Here is a 15,949-nt window from a genome sequence, read left to right as displayed (position 1 = left end):
ACTGCTTCGGGGGCGGGTCTTAACCGACCGCGCCTTCCATCTGCAGCTCGATCAGCCGGTTGAGCTCGAGGGCGTACTCCATCGGCAGCTCCTTGGCGATCGGCTCGACGAAGCCGCGCACGATCATCGCCATCGCCTCGAACTCGCTCAGACCGCGGCTCATCAGGTAGAAGAGCTGGTCCTCGGAGACCTTGGAGACGGTCGCCTCGTGGCCCATGGACACGTCGTCCTCGCGGACGTCCACGTACGGGTACGTGTCGGAGCGGGAGATGGTGTCGACGAGCAGCGCGTCGCACAGCACGTTCGACTTGGAGCCGTGGGCGCCCTCGCCGATCTCGACGAGACCGCGGTAGGAGGTGCGGCCGCCGCCGCGCGCCACGGACTTGGAGACGATGTTGGAGGACGTGTTGGGCGCCATGTGGACCATCTTGGAGCCGGCGTCCTGGTGCTGGCCCTCGCCCGCGAAGGCGATGGACAGGGTCTCGCCCTTGGCGTGCTCGCCCATCAGGTAGACGGCCGGGTACTTCATCGTCACCTTGGAGCCGATGTTGCCGTCGATCCACTCCATGGTCGCGCCCTCGTACGCCACGGCGCGCTTGGTGACCAGGTTGTAGACGTTGTTCGACCAGTTCTGGATGGTCGTGTAGCGGCAGCGGGCGTTCTTCTTGACGATGATCTCGACCACGGCGGAGTGCAGCGAGTCCGACTTGTAGATCGGAGCCGTGCAGCCCTCGACGTAGTGCACGTAGGCACCCTCGTCGACGATGATCAGGGTCCGCTCGAACTGGCCCATGTTCTCCGTGTTGATACGGAAGTAGGCCTGGAGCGGGATCTCGACGTGCACGCCCTTCGGCACGTAGATGAAGGAGCCGCCGGACCACACCGCGCTGTTCAGCGAGGCGAACTTGTTGTCGCCGACGGGGATGACGGTCCCGAAGTACTCCTTGAAGAGCTCCGGGTGCTCCTTCAGGGCCGTGTCGGTGTCCAGGAAGATGACGCCCTGCTCCTCCAGGTCCTCGCGGATCTGGTGGTAGACGACCTCGGACTCGTACTGGGCCGCGACACCGGCGACGAGGCGCTGCTTCTCCGCCTCGGGGATGCCGAGCTTGTCGTACGTGTTCTTGATGTCCTCGGGCAGGTCCTCCCAGGACTCCGCCTGCTTCTCCGTGGAGCGCACGAAGTACTTGATGTTGTCGAAGTCGATGCCCGACAGGTCCGAGCCCCAGTTCGGCATGGGCTTCTTCTCGAAGAGGCGCAGGCCCTTGAGGCGGAGCTTGGTCATCCACTCCGGCTCGTTCTTCTTCGACGAGATGTCGCGGACGACGTCCTCGTTGATGCCGCGCTTGGCAGAGGCGCCGGCCGTGTCGGAGTCGGCCCAGCCGTATTCGTACTTGCCCAGACCCTCGAGCTCAGGGTGAGCAGTCTCCGTGGGGAGAGTCATGCGGGGTTCCTCCCGGCCGTGCTTGCAGATGCGTTAGCGGTGTTCGTGGGCGCTTGCGCCGCGGGCGGCGGCGCGTGCGAAGTCTTCGGAATGAACGTGGTGCAGACCCCGTCGCCGTGCGCGATGGTCGCGAGCCGCTGTACATGAGTACCGAGCAGCTCGGCGAAAAATTCCGTCTCCGCCTCGCACAGCTGCGGAAACTGCTCTGCGACGTGGGCGACCGGGCAGTGGTGCTGGCACAGCTGCTCGCCCTGCTGGGGGTGGGGTGCGCTCCGCGCGGTAGCAGCGTACCCGTCCGCGCTCAGGGCCTTGGCCAGCGCTTCCGTGCGCTTCTCGGGCGGGACGGACTCGACCGCCTTGCGGTACGCGCCTCCCTGGGCGGCGATCCGGGCGCGGGCGAAGGCGGCGATCGCCTGCTCCCCGCCCTCCTGCCGGCCGATCCAGCGCAGGGCGTCCGCGGCCAGCTTGTCGTACGACTGGTCGAAGGCGTCCCGGCCGCAGTCGGTGAGCGCGAAGACCTTGGCGGGTCGCCCGCGCGTGCGCGTGCCGTAGATCCGCTGCTCACGGGCTTCGACCACGTCGTCGGCGACCAGCGCGTCGAGGTGGCGCCGGACGGCGGCCTGGGTGAGGCCCAGGCGCCCGGCGAGCTCGGCGACGGTCGACGGCCCGTGGTCCAGGACGGAGCGCGCGACACGGTTGCGGGTGGACCGCTCACCGGTCGCGAGTTCCTCCTGCGGAGCCTCGCCAACGTTTTTCACAACGCCATTGTTGCGTAATTCCTCCGGGGTCGGCAAGCCGCGTCCGGATCTTCGTACGGTGCCCTGCGTCACTTAGGTACACCTAACCTGACCTGCGGAAACGATCTTTGATCGATCAATCCGGTGGCGCGCGGGACCGGCCTGCGGGACACTCCCCGGCATGCCCACACCCCCTCCCACCGGCCCACTCGTCACCCGCGGCACGATCGCCGCCGGGCTGCGCGAGCTGGGTGTGCGGACCGACGACACCCTCCTCGTGCACTCCTCCCTCAGCTCCCTCGGCTGGGTCTGCGGAGGTCCGGTCGCGGTCGTCCAGGGACTGCTCGACGCGCTCGGCCCGGACGGCACGCTGGTGGTCCCCACCCAGACCGGCGACCTCTCGGACCCGGCCCTGTGGAAGAGCCCGCCGGTGCCCGAGGAGTGGTGGGCCACCGTCCGGACCGCGATGCCCGCCTACGACCCGCTGATCACGCCCTCGCGCGGGGTCGGGGTGCTGCCCGAGACCGTGCGCACCTGGCCGGGCGCCCTGCGCAGCGCGCACCCGCAGACGTCCTTCGCGGCCCTCGGCCCACGCGCCGCCGAGGTGGTCGCGGGGCACGCGACCGACTGCCGGCTGGGCGAGCGCAGTCCGCTGGCGACCCTGGAGCGGCTGGGCGCCCGGGTGCTGCTGCTCGGCACGGGCTTCGAGGCCTGCACGGGCTTCCACCTCGCCGAGTACCGGATTCCGTCCCCGCTGGTCGAGGTGGGGCGGCCGGGACCGGTGGGCTGGGAACGGGTCACCGAGGTGTCGATCACCTCCGACCGGTTCGACGAGCTGGGCCACGACTTCGAACGGGACCGGCCCGTCGTACGGGGACGGGTCGGTGCGGCCGTCACGCGGCTGTTCCCGCTGGCGGACGCGGTCGCCTACGCGGAGCGCTGGCTGCCGCTGCACCGCCCCCGCGAGTGACGGCCCGGGCGACCGGCCTCGAACGACGTGCCCGGTCGCCTGCCCGCCGCACCGGCACCGGTGAGCGGCCCGCGCGGGGGCCTCGCGAGCCCGGCACACCCCGCGAGGGACGGCTCACGAGCCTGAGCGCCGTACGCCGACGAGCGCCGCCCCCCGTACCCACCCGCGCCCGGACGCCACAAGCACCGCGCGTCCAACCCCCGCGGCAGCCCCTGCGTCCGCCCGCGTACGGCCACCTCAGTGCCGTAAGCCCACCCCCCGCGGCCGCCCGCACACGGCCCTGAGCGGCGTACGCCGTCCCGGTCCGCAAGCGTTCACCGGCCCCCACGAGCGCCCCCGTACGCCCACCCCTCCGGAGGAGATCCCGCACCCCCGCGCCTGAGTCCCCGGCCGCGTACCTAGACTCGTGACCCATGCGAAGCGAGCCCGTGGTCCAGGTCCAGGCCCTGGTGAAGCGGTACGGCACGAAGACCGCGGTGGACGGCCTCGACCTGGTGGCCCGGGCGGGTGTGACCGCCGTACTCGGCCCCAACGGGGCGGGCAAGACGACCACCGTCGAGACCTGCGAGGGTTACCGCAGGCCCGACTCCGGCACGGTGCGCGTGCTGGGCCTCGACCCGGTGGCACAGGGCTCCGAGCTGCGGCCCCGGATCGGCGTGATGCTCCAGTCCGGCGGCGTCTACTCCGGCGCCCGCGCGGACGAGATGCTGCGCCACGTCGCGAAGCTGCACGCCCACCCGCTGGACGTCGACGCGCTGATCGAGCGGCTCGGCCTCGGCTCGTGCGGCCGGACGACGTACCGCAGGCTCTCCGGCGGCCAGCAGCAGCGGCTCGCCCTGGCGATGGCCGTGGTCGGCCGCCCCGAGCTGGTGTTCCTGGACGAGCCGACCGCCGGCCTGGACCCGCAGGCCCGCCGCGCCACCTGGGACCTCGTACGGGACCTGCGCGGCGACGGCGTCTCGGTGATCCTCACCACGCACCACATGGACGAGGCCGAGCAGCTGGCCGACGACGTCGCCATCATCGACGCCGGCCGGGTCATCGCGCAGGGCTCGCCCGAGGAGCTGTGCCGCGGCGGCGCCGAGAACACCCTGCGGTTCTCCGGCCGGCCAGGACTGGACGTCGCGTCCCTGCTCAAGGCGCTGCCCGCGGACTCCGCGGCCGCCGAGCTGACCCCGGGCTCCTACCGCGTCAACGGCAAGGTCGACCCGCAGCTGCTCGCCACGGTGACCTCCTGGTGCGCCCAGCACGGAGTGATGCCGGACCGCATCTCGGTGGAGCGGCACACGCTGGAGGACGTCTTTTTGGAGCTTACGGGCAAGGAACTGCGCTCATGACGACGACGACCACCGGCACCTACACGCCGAAGCCCGGTGCCGCGCCGCTCGGCCGCATGATCGCGACCCAGGCCGTGCTCGAGACGAAGATGCTGCTGCGCAACGGCGAGCAGCTGCTGCTGACGGTGATCATTCCGACGCTGCTGCTCGTCCTGTTCAGCTCCGTGGACATCATCGACACCGGCGCCGGCGAGGCCGTCGACTTCCTCGCGCCCGGCATCCTGGCGCTCGCCGTGATGTCGACGGCGTTCACCGGGCAGGCCATCGGCACCGGCTTCGAGCGCCGGTACGGGGTGCTGAAGCGGCTGGCCGCCTCGCCGCTGCCGCGCTGGGCACTGATGACCGCGAAGACGATGTCCGTGCTGGTCACCGAGGTCCTCCAGATCATCCTGCTGGCGGTGATCGCCTTCGCGCTGGGCTGGTCGCCGCACGGCAACCCGTTCGCCGTGCTGCTGCTCCTGGTCCTCGGCACGGCCGCCTTCTCCGGGCTCGGGCTGCTGATGGCGGGCACGCTGAAGGCGGAGGCCACGCTGGCCGCCGCCAACCTGGTCTTCCTGCTGCTGCTCGTGGGCGGCGGGGTGATCGTGCCGCTGGACAAGTTCCCGGACGCGGCGCAGAGCGTGCTGGGGCTGCTGCCGATCTCCGCCCTGTCGGACGGGCTGCGGGACGTCCTCCAGCACGGGGCCGGGATGCCCTGGGGCGACCTGGGGATCCTCGCCGTGTGGGCGGTCGTGGGGCTCGCGGCGGCCGGGAGGTTCTTCCGCTGGGAGTAGGCGCCCGGACCGGAGACGGGACCCTAGTGAAAGCGTGCACAAGCGGCCGCCTACGATGGACGGCGTGCCAAACGTGACCCGTGCCGACGCCGCAGCCGCCGTGCGCAACCCGCTCGCCTTCATCGCCGCACGCTGGACCCCGGAGCCCCGGACGGTCCGCCGGGCGGCCCTCGCCGCGCTCACCATGGCGGTGCTCATCGTCGTCACCGGCGGTGCCGTGCGCCTGACCGGCTCGGGCCTCGGCTGCCCGACCTGGCCCAAGTGCACCGACGACTCGCTGACCACCACCAGTGAGATGGGCTTCCACGGCGTCATCGAGTTCGGCAACCGCCTGCTGACCTACGTGCTGTGCGCCGCGGTCGGCTGGGCGATCATCGCCGCGCGGTCGCAGAAGCCCTACCGGCGTGGCTTGACGCGGCTGGGCTGGCTGCAGTTCTGGATCGTGATGGGCAACGCGATCCTCGGCGGCATCGTGGTCCTGGTCGGCCTCAACCCGTACACCGTCGCGGCCCACTTCCTGCTGTCGACCGCGCTGATCGCCGTCGCGACCGTGATGTGGCAGCGCACCCGGGAGGGCGACGCGGCACCGCGCCCCCTGGTCGGCAAGGCCGTCCAGCAGCTGGTGTGGGCGCTGATCGCCGTCTCCGTGCTGCTGATCGCGGTCGGCACGGTGGTCACCGGGGCCGGTCCGCACGCGGGCGACTCCAGCGATGTCCCCCGGATGCCGCTCGACTGGGAGACGGTGAGCAAGGTGCACGCCGTCCTGGCGTGGGTCGTGGTGACGCTGACGTTCGCCCTGTGGTTCGTCCTGAAGGCGGTCGACGCGCCCAAGGGCCCGCTGGCCCGCACCCGCGATCTGTTCCTGGTGCTGCTCGCGCAGGGGGCCATCGGCTACGTCCAGTACTTCACCGACCTGCCCGAGGTCCTGGTCGCCCTGCACATGTTCGGCTCGTGCGTGATGTGGATCGCGGCGCTGAGGGTGCTGCTGGCGCTGCGCGAGCGGCCGGAGGAGACGGCCGGTGTGCCCGGCCCGGCGGCGGAGGCGACGCTCACACGGGCCTGAACGGGCTGACGTTCCCGGCGGGAGGCGCCGGTGCCTGCTCCAGGCCGTACACGCGTCCCGCGTTCCCCGAAGCGATCATCCCCGCCACCCGCTGCGCGTCCCCCAGGGACCACGCCCCCTCGGCCACCCAGGTGCCCAACACCCGTCCCAGGGCCTCGCGGAACAGCCGGGCGGCGACCACGTGCAGCTCGGGCAGGCCCTGGGCGCCGCTGGAGAACAGGATCTTGCCGAAGGGGGCCAACTCCAGGATCTCCGCGAGGACCGTCGCCGCGCGGGCGCCGGTGCGCACCAGGGCGGCGCCCGAGTCGGCGTAGACGTGCGGGAAGACGCCGGCGAGGTGGGCGGCGTGGCGGTGGTACGGGTAGCCGTGCAACAGGACCAGGTCGGTGCCGAGGCCGGCGGTGGCCCGCACGAAGTCCGTCAGCAGGACCGGGTCGGTGCGGTCGATGCGCAGGCCGGGCTCGCCGAGGCCCGCGTGCAGCTGGAGCGGCAGACCCGAGGCGACGGCGATCCACAGCAGGTGGCGCAGGAGTACCGGGTCGCTCAACTCACCGCCGACCTCGCGTCCCGTCAGCCAGCGGGCGGCGGCGCCGCGCACCTCCCCCGGGCCCGGCGGTTCCGGCGCGAGCGCCAGGCCGTGCCGTACGCCCGCGACGGAGGTGAAGGCGACCGCGTTCGCGGCGGCGCCGTGCACGGCCTCGGCGAGGTTGGCGAGGAAGGACTCGACGGTGCCGGAGGTGTCGGCGACCTGCTCGGCGAGCAGTTCGAGGCGCACGATCTCGTGAGCGTCCGCGTCCGCCGCGGACGCCATCTCGGCGGGGCCGGTGAGGTCGCCGGGCAGGCCCGCGTCGACCAGGTACGTCGTGATGCCGCTGCCGCGCAGCAGCCGGCGGTCGGCCTCCATGACGCCCAGTTCGCGGCGCCGGGCCAGATAGCGGGCGGGCGGGCAGTGCGGTTCCAGGCCCAGCAGGGGCGGGCACCAGCGGCGTACCGCGAAGCCGGTCTGGGTGTCGAAGAGGGTGGTGCCCGGCGCGGGCGGTCCCTCGGTGCGGGCCAGCCGGGCCTCGAAGGTGCCGAGGCCCAGCTCCGTTCTCAGGACGCCGTGGCAGTACTGGTCCACCAGGGACGGCGTTTCGATCATCCGGACTCCCCGTGCTGGGACCGTGCGCCGTGCGGCTCGTGGGCCTCGCGGCTCGTGCGCCTGACGGCTTCCTACGGTCCTAACGGGTGAACCCGGTCTCAGGTGTTGCTCGGGCCGCCCACCTGGATGCCCGCCATACGCGACCACTCGTAGGGGCCGGTCTCCACCTTGGCCGCGAACTCGCCGTCGAAGTCCTCGTGGACGGTGATCCCGGCCTTCTCCACGGCCTTCCGCGCCGTCTCGTAGGAGCGCGCGACCAGGTCGCCCCAGGCGCCGTCCGCGCCGACGAGCACGATCCGGGCGCCGCGCTCACCGAGGTAGGCCACCTGGCCCTCGGCGCCGCCGTGCGCCTTGGAGAAGGAGTCGATCCGCCCGGCCATCCGGGTCAGCCGGTACTCGGCCCACCGCTCGGCCCACCCGGCCTTCGTGTCAACCTGCTGCGTGTCTGCCATGACCAGGATGCTACCGACGGGTAGATCAAACGGCGACGGGCGGGGTGCGTGGCCTTGACCACGCACCCCGCCCGTCGGGGCCTTCTACAAGGAGCTGCTCAGCGCAGGAAGGGATCCACCGCGATCGCCAGGAACAGCACCGACACATAGGTGATGGACCAGTGGAAGAGCCGCATCTCCTTGAGCTTGCCGCCCGTCGCCTCGGACTTGGCGCGGTTCTGCAGCCCGTGTGCCTCCCACAGCCACATGCCGCCGGCCAGCAGGGCCACCGCCGTGTAGAACCAGCCGGTGTAGCCGAGCGGCGTCAGCAGCAGCGACACGACGACCATCACCCAGCTGTAGATGACGATCTGCCGGGCGACGACCTTGTTGGAGGCGATGACCGGGAGCATCGGCACGCCGACGCGCGCGTAGTCCTCCTTGACCTTCATGGACAGCGGCCAGTAGTGCGGCGGCGTCCAGAAGAACATCACCCCGAAGAGGATGATCGGCGCCCAGGACATCGAGTTGGTCACGGCCGACCAGCCGATGAGTACCGGCAGACAGCCGGCGATGCCGCCCCAGACGATGTTCTGCGAGGTGCGGCGCTTGAGGATCATCGTGTAGACGACGACGTAGAAGAGGAGCGCGCCGAGCGAGAGCCAGGCCGACAGCCAGTTGACGGTGAGGCCGAACAGCAGCGTCGAGACGATGGCCAGGGTGATGCCGAAGACGAGGCATTCCGCCGGGCTGACCATGCCGGTCACCAACGGGCGCTGCGAGGTCCGGTCCATCAACGCGTCGATGTCGCGGTCGATGTACATGTTCAGCGCGTTGGCGCCGCCCGCGGACAGGTAACCGCCGACACAGGTCAGCAGCACCAGCTTCAGATCCGGAACACCCTGCTCGGCCAGGAACATCACCGGAACGGTGGTGATCAGCAGAAGCTCGATGATCCGCGGCTTGGTCAACGCCACGAACGCCTTGACACGGGCCCCGAACGGCCGGTGACTCGGGCTCTGGCTCGTCCCGATAACCCCCGCAGGACGGGATTCAACGGCCGTCACGCACACCCCTGACAGAGACTCCCAGCAAGCCCGACCGTGTGAAGTGGCGGTAAAGGCTCGCGCGTACCACGCCACTTTAGACGTTGCCCATACCTCGGCCTTCGCGGGGGTGGGGTCGTGTTGAAGGGGGTGCTCCGACGTGCGTTCGGACGGTCGATTGAGCGGTCAGATGAGCGGCTCCGTATTCACTTGCCGAATGCGGTTTCGCCCAGTCGACAGGCGGATCCAAGAGAGTCCCGGCAGTCTGGATTCCAGCGGAAAAACGCACGTACTTACGGGGGTAGGCTCAACAACGGCCGGCCGACTCAGGACGCGCCGGCAGCCGGTGGGCGCCCACGTGCACCGGCATCCGACATGTGGAGAGGAGCCCTGACTCAGGGTGAGCACCAAGCCGACCACCACAGACCTCGAGTGGACCGAACTGGACCAGCGGGCCGTGGACACCGCCCGCGTCCTGGCCGCCGATGCCGTACAGAAGGTTGGCAACGGCCATCCGGGTACGGCGATGAGCCTGGCGCCCGCCGCCTACACCCTCTTCCAGAAGGTGATGCGGCACGACCCCGCCGACGCGAACTGGGTCGGGCGCGACCGTTTCGTGCTGTCCGCCGGCCACTCGTCCCTGACCCTCTACACGCAGCTGTACCTGGCCGGCTTCGGCCTGGAGCTGGCGGACCTGGAGTCCTTCCGCACGTGGGGCTCCAAGACCCCGGGCCACCCCGAGTACGGCCACACTACGGGCGTGGAGACGACGACCGGCCCGCTCGGCCAGGGTGTCGCCAACGCGGTGGGCATGGCGATGGCCGCCCGCTACGAGCGCGGTCTGTTCGACCCGGAGGCCGCCGAGGGCGAGTCCCCGTTCGACCACTTCATCTACTGCATCGCCGGTGACGGCTGCCTCCAGGAGGGCATCTCCGCCGAGGCCTCCTCCCTCGCGGGCCACCAGAAGCTCGGCAACCTGGTCCTGCTCTGGGACGACAACCACATCTCGATCGAGGGCGACACCGAGACCGCCGTCTCCGAGGACACCTGCAAGCGGTACGAGGCGTACGGCTGGCACGTGCAGCGCGTCGCCCCGAAGCCCGACGGCGACCTGGACCCGAACGCGCTCTACGACGCGATCGAGGCGGCGAAGCAGGTCACCGACCGGCCGTCCTTCATCGCCATGCGCTCGATCATCGCCTGGCCCGCCCCGAACGCCCAGAACACCGAGGCCGCGCACGGCTCGGCGCTCGGCGACGACGAGGTCGCGGCGACCAAGCGGGTCCTGGGCTTCGACCCGGAGAAGTCCTTCGAGGTCTCCGACGAGGTCATCGGCCACACCCGGCAGGCGCTGGAGCGGGGCCAGGCGGCCCGCGCCGTGTGGGAGAAGTCCTTCCAGCAGTGGCGGGACAACAACCCCAACCGCGCCGCCGAGTACGAGCGGGTCGCCAAGGGCGAGCTGCCCAAGGGCTGGGAGGAGAAGATCCCGGTCTTCGAGACCGGCAAGGGTGTCGCCACCCGCGCCGCGTCCGGCAAGGTGCTCCAGGCGCTCGGCGCGATCGTCCCCGAGCTGTGGGGCGGCTCCGCCGACCTGGCCGGCTCGAACAACACGACGATCGACAAGACGTCCTCCTTCCTCCCGGCGGACAACCCGCTGCCCGAGGCGGACCCGTACGGCCGCACGATTCACTTCGGCATCCGCGAGCACGCGATGGCCGCCGAGATGAACGGCATCGCGCTGCACGGCAACACCCGCATCTACGGCGGAACGTTCCTGGTCTTCTCCGACTACATGCGCAACGCCGTGCGGCTGTCGGCGCTGATGCACCTGCCGGTGACGTACGTGTGGACGCACGACTCCATCGGTCTGGGCGAGGACGGCCCGACCCACCAGCCCGTCGAGCACCTCGCCTCACTGCGCGCCATCCCGGGTCTGAACGTGGTCCGCCCGGCGGATGCCAACGAGACGGCCATCGCCTGGCGCGAGATCCTGCGCCGCTGGACGAAGGAGTTCGGCAAGGGCCAGCCGCACGGTCTGGCGCTGACCCGCCAGGGTGTGCCGACGTACGAGCCGAACGACGACGCGGCCAAGGGCGGCTACGTGCTGTTCGAGGCCGAGGGCGGCGACGCCGAGGTGGTGCTGATCGCCACCGGTTCCGAGGTGCACGTCGCCGTCGAGGCGCGCGAGCGGCTCCAGGCCGACGGTGTGCCGACCCGCGTGGTGTCCATGCCGTCCGTCGAGTGGTTCGAGCAGCAGGACCAGGGGTACCGGGACAGCGTCCTGCCCCCGTCCGTGAGGGCCCGTGTCGCGGTCGAGGCCGGGATCGGCCTCACCTGGCACAAGTACGTGGGGGACGCCGGCCGCATCGTTTCCCTGGAGCACTTCGGTGCTTCGGCGGACGGCAAGGTGCTCTTCCGCGAGTTCGGCTTCACTGCCGAGAACGTGGCCGCCGCTGCCCGGGAATCGCTGACCGCAGCCCAGCGCTGACGCTCACACACGACACGTAGGAGATGCATTTTCCATGACAGACGCACTCAAGCGCCTCTCCGATGAAGGCGTCGCGATCTGGCTGGACGACCTGTCGCGCAAGCGGATCACGTCCGGCAACCTCGCCGAGCTGATCGACCAGCAGCACGTCGTGGGCGTCACCACCAACCCGTCGATCTTCCAGAAGGCGATCTCGCAGGGCGACGGCTACGACCAGCAGCTCTCCGACCTCGCCTTCCGCAAGGTCACGGTCGAAGAGGCCATCCGCATGATCACCACGGCGGACGTCCGCGACGCCGCCGACATCCTGCGCCCCGTCTTCGACGCCACCGGCGGCAAGGACGGCCGGGTCTCCATCGAGGTCGACCCGCGCCTCGCGCACAACACCAAGGCGACGGTCGCCGAGGCCAAGCAGCTCGCCTGGCTGGTGGACCGGCCCAACACGCTGATCAAGATCCCGGCGACCGAGGCCGGTATCCCGGCGATCGCCGAGACGATCGGCCTGGGCATCAGCGTCAACGTCACGCTGATCTTCTCGCTGGAGCGCTACCGCCTGGTCATGGACGCCTTCCTGACCGGCCTGGAGAAGGCCAAGGAGCGCGGCCTGGACCTGTCGCAGATCCACTCGGTGGCGTCCTTCTTCGTGTCCCGCGTGGACACCGAGATCGACAAGCGGATCGACGCGCTCGGCACCGACGAGGCCAAGGCCCTGCGCGGCAAGGCCGCCGTCGCCAACGCCCGTCTCGCCTACCAGGCGTACGAGGAGATCTTCTCCTCCGACCGCTGGAACGCCCTGGAGAAGGCCGGCGCCAACAAGCAGCGTCCGCTGTGGGCGTCGACCGGCGTGAAGGACAAGGCGTACAGCGACACCATGTACGTCACCGACCTGGTCGCGCCCAACACGGTCAACACCATGCCGGAGGCCACGCTGGAGGCCACCGAGGACCACGGCGAGATCACCGGCAACACCGTCGCCGGCACCTACGAGCAGGCCCGCGCCGACCTCGACGCGGTCGAGAAGCTCGGGATCGGCTACGACGAGGTGGTCCAGCTGCTGGAGAAGGAGGGCGTCGACAAGTTCGAGGACTCCTGGACGGACCTGCTGAAGTCGACCGAGGCGGAGCTGAAGCGCCTCGCCCCCTCGGAGGGCTAAAACATTGTCAAGCAGCAACCCGCTGCGTGACCCCGCAGACCGACGGCTCCCGCGTATCGCGGGGCCGTCGGGTCTGGTCATCTTCGGCGTCACCGGCGACCTCTCCCGCAAGAAGCTCATGCCCGCCGTGTACGACCTCGCCAACCGGGGTCTGCTGCCGCCGGGCTTCTCGCTCGTCGGTTTCGCCCGCCGCGACTGGGAACACGAGGACTTCGCCCAGGTCGTGCACGACGCCGTCAAGGAACACTCGCGAACGCCCTTCCGTGAGGAGGTCTGGCAGCAGCTCAGCCAGGGCATGCGCTTCGTCCAGGGCACCTTCGACGACGACGAGGCGTTCGAGCGGCTGCGCGGCACCATCGACGAGCTGGACAAGGCGCAGGGCACGGGCGGCAACTTCGCCTTCTACCTGTCGGTGCCGCCGAAGTCCTTCCCGGTGGTCATCCAGCAGCTGAAGAAGCACCAGCTGGCCGACCAGTCGAGCGGCTCCTGGCGCCGCGCGGTGATCGAGAAGCCGTTCGGCCACGACCTGAAGTCGGCCGAGGAGCTCAACGCGATCGTCCACGAGGTCTTCGCCCCGGACCAGGTCTTCCGCATCGACCACTACCTGGGCAAGGAGACCGTCCAGAACATCCTGGCGCTCCGCTTCGCCAACACGATGTTCGAGCCGATCTGGAACCGGTCCTACGTGGACCACATCCAGATCACGATGGCCGAGGACATCGGCATCGGCGGCCGGGCCGGCTACTACGACGGCATCGGCGCCGCCCGCGACGTCATCCAGAACCACCTCCTCCAGCTGCTCGCGCTGACCGCGATGGAGGAGCCCGCCTCCTTCGACGCGGACGCGCTGGCCGCGGAGAAGACCAAGGTGCTCGGCGCGGTCCGGCTCCCCAAGGACCTGGGCCGGGACACCGTGCACGCCCAGTACGCGGCGGGGTGGCAGGGCGGCGCGAAGGCCGTCGGCTACCTCGAAGAGGACGGCATCGACCCGAAGTCGAAGACCGACACCTACGCCGCGATCAAGGTCGGCATCGACAACCGCCGCTGGGCGGGCGTCCCCTTCTACCTGCGTACCGGCAAGCGCCTCGGCCGCCGGGTCACCGAGATCGCGGTCGTCTTCCAGCGCGCGCCGCACTCCCCCTTCGACTCCACGGCCACCGAGGAACTCGGCTCGAACGCGATCGTCGTCCGCGTCCAGCCCGACGAGGGCGTCACCGTCCGCTTCGGCTCCAAGGTGCCGGGCACGTCGATGGAGATCCGGGACGTGTCCATGGACTTCGCGTACGGCGAGTCCTTCACGGAGTCCAGCCCGGAGGCGTACGAGCGCCTCATCCTGGACGTGCTCCTGGGCGACGCCAACCTCTTCCCGCGCACCGAGGAGGTCGAGCTGTCCTGGAAGATCCTCGACCCGATCGAGCAGTACTGGGACGAGCACGGCGCTCCGGCCCAGTACCCAGCCGGTACCTGGGGACCCGTCGAGGCGGACCACATGCTCGAACGAGACGGACGGAGCTGGCGCCGCCCATGAAGACGGACCTCACGGACACCACGGCCAGCAAGATCAACAAGGCGCTGGTGCTGGGACGCCGGGCGATCGGCACCCCGGCCATCGGCATGGTGCTCACCCTGGTCATCGTCACCGACGAGGAGAACGCCTACGACGCGCTGAAGGCCGCGAGCGACGCCGCGCACGAGCATCCCTCGCGCACGCTCGTGGTCATCAAGCGCGTCTCGCGCTCGCCCCGGGACCGTACGAAGTCCCGGCTGGACGCGGAGGTACGCCTCGGCGCCGACGCGGGCACCGGCGAGACGATCGTGCTGCGGCTGTACGGCGACGTCGTCGACCACGCCCAGTCGGTGGTCCTGCCGCTGCTGCTGCCGGACGCGCCGGTCGTGGTGTGGTGGCCGGTGAACGCGCCGCTGGACCCGGCCGGGGACCCGCTGGGCGCCCTGGCCCAGCGCCGGGTCACCGACACCTACGCCTGCGAGGAGCCGGTACGGGAGCTGGCCGCCCGCGCCGACGCCTACACGCCGGGCGACACCGACCTGTCCTGGACCCGCATCACGCCGTGGCGCTCGATGCTCGCGGCGGCCCTGGACCAGGTCGACTGCGAGGTGCAGGCGGTCGAGGTGGAGGGCGAGGAGTACAACCCGAGCTGCGAGCTGCTCGCGATGTGGCTCGCGGACCGGCTGGACGTGCCGGTGAAGCGCACCGCTTCCAACGGTCCGGGTCTGACGGCGGTCCGGATGGACACCGACTGCGGCCCGGTCGTCCTGGACCGGGCCGACGGGTCGCTGGCGAACCTGTCCATCCAGGGCCAGCCGGCCCGCGCGGTGGCGCTCAAGCGCCGCGAGACGGCCGAGCTGATCGCGGAGGAGCTGCGCCGCCTGGACCCGGACGACACGTACGCCTCGGCGCTGCGGTACGGGGTGGACCGGCTGAACGCGCCGGACGCCTCGGACGCCTCGGACAAAGGGGGCGCCGTCGCGGTCCCCGCTCCCGTCGAGACGGCTGCGAAAGCTCCCGCGAAGGACGCGGCGCAGGAGAAGACCCCGGTGAAGAAGGCGGCGGCGAAGTGAGCACTCCCCAGCTGGTCGTACACCGCGACAAGGAGCTGATGGCCGAGGCCGCGGCGGCACGGCTGATCACGAAGATCGTGGACGCGCAGGCCTCCCGGGGCAGCGCGTCCGTGGTCCTGACCGGCGGCCGCAACGGCAACGGCCTGCTGGCCGCGATCGCCGGGTCCCCGGCCCGGGACGCCGTCGACTGGGCCCGCCTGGACCTGTGGTGGGGCGACGAGCGCTTCCTGCCGGAGGGCGACCCGGAGCGCAACGTCACCCAGGCCCGCGAGGCGCTGCTCGACTCGGTGCCGCTGGACCCGAAGCGGGTGCACGCGATGCCGGCGTCGGACGGGCCGCACGGCTCGGACGTGGAGGCCGCGGCGGCGGCGTACGCGCGGGAGCTGGCCGAGGCGTCCGTCCCCGAGAACCACGCCGCGGTGCCGTCCTTCGACGTCCTGCTGCTGGGCGTGGGCCCGGACACGCACGTGGCGTCGCTCTTCCCGGAGCATCCGGGCGTACGGGAGACGGAGCGCATGGTGATCGGCGTCCACGGCTCCCCGAAGCCGCCGCCCACCCGCGTCTCCCTGACCCTGCCGGCGATCCGCGCGGCCCGTGAGGTGTGGCTGCTCGCGGCGGGCGAGGACAAGGCGAACGCGGTCGCGATGGCCCTGTCGGGCGCGGGCGAGATCCAGGCCCCGGCGGCCGGCGCACAGGGCCGCGCCCGCACCCTGTGGCTCCTGGACACGACGGCGGCTTCACAACTACCGAGGTCCCTCTACCCACCGGCATCGGCCTGACCAGCCCGTC

The 15,949-nt window shown here is 70.8% G+C and carries 14 protein-coding genes; 9 read left to right on the top strand and 5 right to left on the bottom strand.

The window, feature by feature from the left end; translation table 11 throughout:
* Positions 1 to 19 precede the first annotated feature (19 nt).
* Positions 20 to 1,441 carry a Fe-S cluster assembly protein SufB gene (sufB, locus tag RI578_RS29770; protein WP_121746398.1) on the bottom strand — a complete coding sequence of 474 codons (1,422 nt, stop codon included), beginning with the start codon at positions 1,439 to 1,441 and terminating at the stop codon, positions 20 to 22.
* A complete protein-coding gene (locus RI578_RS29765; protein ID WP_310873954.1) occupies positions 1,438 to 2,199 on the bottom strand; it encodes a metalloregulator ArsR/SmtB family transcription factor in 762 nt (253 codons plus the stop codon). The genes sufB and RI578_RS29765 overlap by 4 nt, the downstream gene beginning before the upstream one ends.
* A 160-nt stretch (positions 2,200 to 2,359) precedes the next feature.
* On the opposite strand from RI578_RS29765, the gene RI578_RS29760 reads away from it, so the two are divergent.
* The 4 genes from RI578_RS29760 to RI578_RS29745 all read left to right on the top strand — a co-directional run bounded on the left by RI578_RS29760 (position 2,360) and on the right by RI578_RS29745 (position 6,321).
* Entirely contained in the window at positions 2,360 to 3,148 is a 789-nt protein-coding gene (locus tag RI578_RS29760) for an AAC(3) family N-acetyltransferase (RefSeq protein WP_310873953.1), read from the top strand.
* A gap of 413 nt (positions 3,149 to 3,561) precedes the next feature.
* Positions 3,562 to 4,485, top strand: coding sequence for an ABC transporter ATP-binding protein (locus RI578_RS29755; RefSeq protein WP_310873952.1), 924 nt, complete (start codon positions 3,562 to 3,564; stop codon positions 4,483 to 4,485).
* The gene (locus tag RI578_RS29750; protein WP_310873951.1) at positions 4,482 to 5,258 is read left to right on the top strand and encodes an ABC transporter permease; all 777 of its coding nucleotides are present in this window, start codon (positions 4,482 to 4,484) and stop codon (positions 5,256 to 5,258) included. Before RI578_RS29755 ends, RI578_RS29750 begins: the two co-directional genes overlap by 4 nt.
* Positions 5,259 to 5,313: 55 nt before the next feature.
* Entirely contained in the window at positions 5,314 to 6,321 is a 1,008-nt protein-coding gene (locus RI578_RS29745) for a COX15/CtaA family protein (protein WP_310873950.1), read from the top strand.
* Here the strand turns inward: RI578_RS29745 and RI578_RS29740 are convergent.
* The 3 genes from RI578_RS29740 to RI578_RS29730 all read right to left on the bottom strand — a co-directional run bounded on the left by RI578_RS29740 (position 6,308) and on the right by RI578_RS29730 (position 8,966).
* Complete coding sequence (locus tag RI578_RS29740) at positions 6,308 to 7,462, bottom strand: amidohydrolase family protein (RefSeq protein ID WP_310873949.1); 1,155 nt, start codon at positions 7,460 to 7,462, stop codon at positions 6,308 to 6,310. The genes RI578_RS29745 and RI578_RS29740 overlap by 14 nt on opposite strands.
* A gap of 98 nt (positions 7,463 to 7,560) precedes the next feature.
* Entirely contained in the window at positions 7,561 to 7,914 is a 354-nt protein-coding gene (locus tag RI578_RS29735) for a hypothetical protein (protein WP_310873948.1), read from the bottom strand.
* A gap of 98 nt (positions 7,915 to 8,012) precedes the next feature.
* Positions 8,013 to 8,966, bottom strand: coding sequence for a heme o synthase (locus RI578_RS29730; protein WP_310873947.1), 954 nt, complete (start codon positions 8,964 to 8,966; stop codon positions 8,013 to 8,015).
* 373 nt (positions 8,967 to 9,339) lie between these two features.
* Here RI578_RS29730 and tkt point away from each other — a divergent pair, with 373 nt between their 5' ends.
* From tkt to pgl, 5 genes are read left to right on the top strand one after another with little or no spacing between them, the layout of a single operon-like run.
* Complete coding sequence (gene tkt, locus RI578_RS29725; protein WP_310873946.1) at positions 9,340 to 11,427, top strand: transketolase; 2,088 nt, start codon at positions 9,340 to 9,342, stop codon at positions 11,425 to 11,427.
* Positions 11,428 to 11,461: 34 nt separating this feature from the next.
* Complete coding sequence (tal, locus tag RI578_RS29720; protein WP_310873945.1) at positions 11,462 to 12,580, top strand: transaldolase; 1,119 nt, start codon at positions 11,462 to 11,464, stop codon at positions 12,578 to 12,580.
* 4 nt (positions 12,581 to 12,584) lie between these two features.
* A complete protein-coding gene (gene zwf / locus RI578_RS29715; protein WP_310873944.1) occupies positions 12,585 to 14,108 on the top strand; it encodes a glucose-6-phosphate dehydrogenase in 1,524 nt (507 codons plus the stop codon).
* Positions 14,105 to 15,160, top strand: a complete 1,056-nt coding sequence (gene opcA, locus RI578_RS29710; RefSeq protein ID WP_310873943.1) for a glucose-6-phosphate dehydrogenase assembly protein OpcA — start codon at positions 14,105 to 14,107, stop codon at positions 15,158 to 15,160. Before zwf ends, opcA begins: the two co-directional genes overlap by 4 nt.
* A complete protein-coding gene (gene pgl / locus RI578_RS29705) occupies positions 15,157 to 15,939 on the top strand; it encodes a 6-phosphogluconolactonase (protein ID WP_310873942.1) in 783 nt (260 codons plus the stop codon). The genes opcA and pgl overlap by 4 nt, the downstream gene beginning before the upstream one ends.
* Positions 15,940 to 15,949 lie beyond the last annotated feature (10 nt).

It is taken from the genome of Streptomyces sp. BB1-1-1, assembly GCF_031597775.1.
In the GTDB taxonomy this organism is placed as follows: domain Bacteria; phylum Actinomycetota; class Actinomycetes; order Streptomycetales; family Streptomycetaceae; genus Streptomyces; species Streptomyces thinghirensis.
This window is presented reverse-complemented; position numbering and strand designations above follow the sequence as displayed.

What these genes read in the sequence shown, in the direction of transcription:
- sufB (WP_121746398.1), bottom strand. Translation starts at nt 1,441, where the DNA reads ATGACTCTCCCCACGGAGACTGCTCACCCTGAGCTCGAGGGTCTGGGC.
- RI578_RS29740 (WP_310873949.1), bottom strand. Translation starts at nt 7,462, where the DNA reads ATGATCGAAACGCCGTCCCTGGTGGACCAGTACTGCCACGGCGTCCTG.
- RI578_RS29750 (WP_310873951.1), top strand. Translation starts at nt 4,482, where the DNA reads ATGACGACGACGACCACCGGCACCTACACGCCGAAGCCCGGTGCCGCG.
- RI578_RS29755 (WP_310873952.1), top strand. Translation starts at nt 3,562, where the DNA reads ATGCGAAGCGAGCCCGTGGTCCAGGTCCAGGCCCTGGTGAAGCGGTAC.
- RI578_RS29735 (WP_310873948.1), bottom strand. Translation starts at nt 7,914, where the DNA reads ATGGCAGACACGCAGCAGGTTGACACGAAGGCCGGGTGGGCCGAGCGG.
- RI578_RS29760 (WP_310873953.1), top strand. Translation starts at nt 2,360, where the DNA reads ATGCCCACACCCCCTCCCACCGGCCCACTCGTCACCCGCGGCACGATC.
- tal (WP_310873945.1), top strand. Translation starts at nt 11,462, where the DNA reads ATGACAGACGCACTCAAGCGCCTCTCCGATGAAGGCGTCGCGATCTGG.
- RI578_RS29745 (WP_310873950.1), top strand. Translation starts at nt 5,314, where the DNA reads ATGGACGGCGTGCCAAACGTGACCCGTGCCGACGCCGCAGCCGCCGTG.
- opcA (WP_310873943.1), top strand. Translation starts at nt 14,105, where the DNA reads ATGAAGACGGACCTCACGGACACCACGGCCAGCAAGATCAACAAGGCG.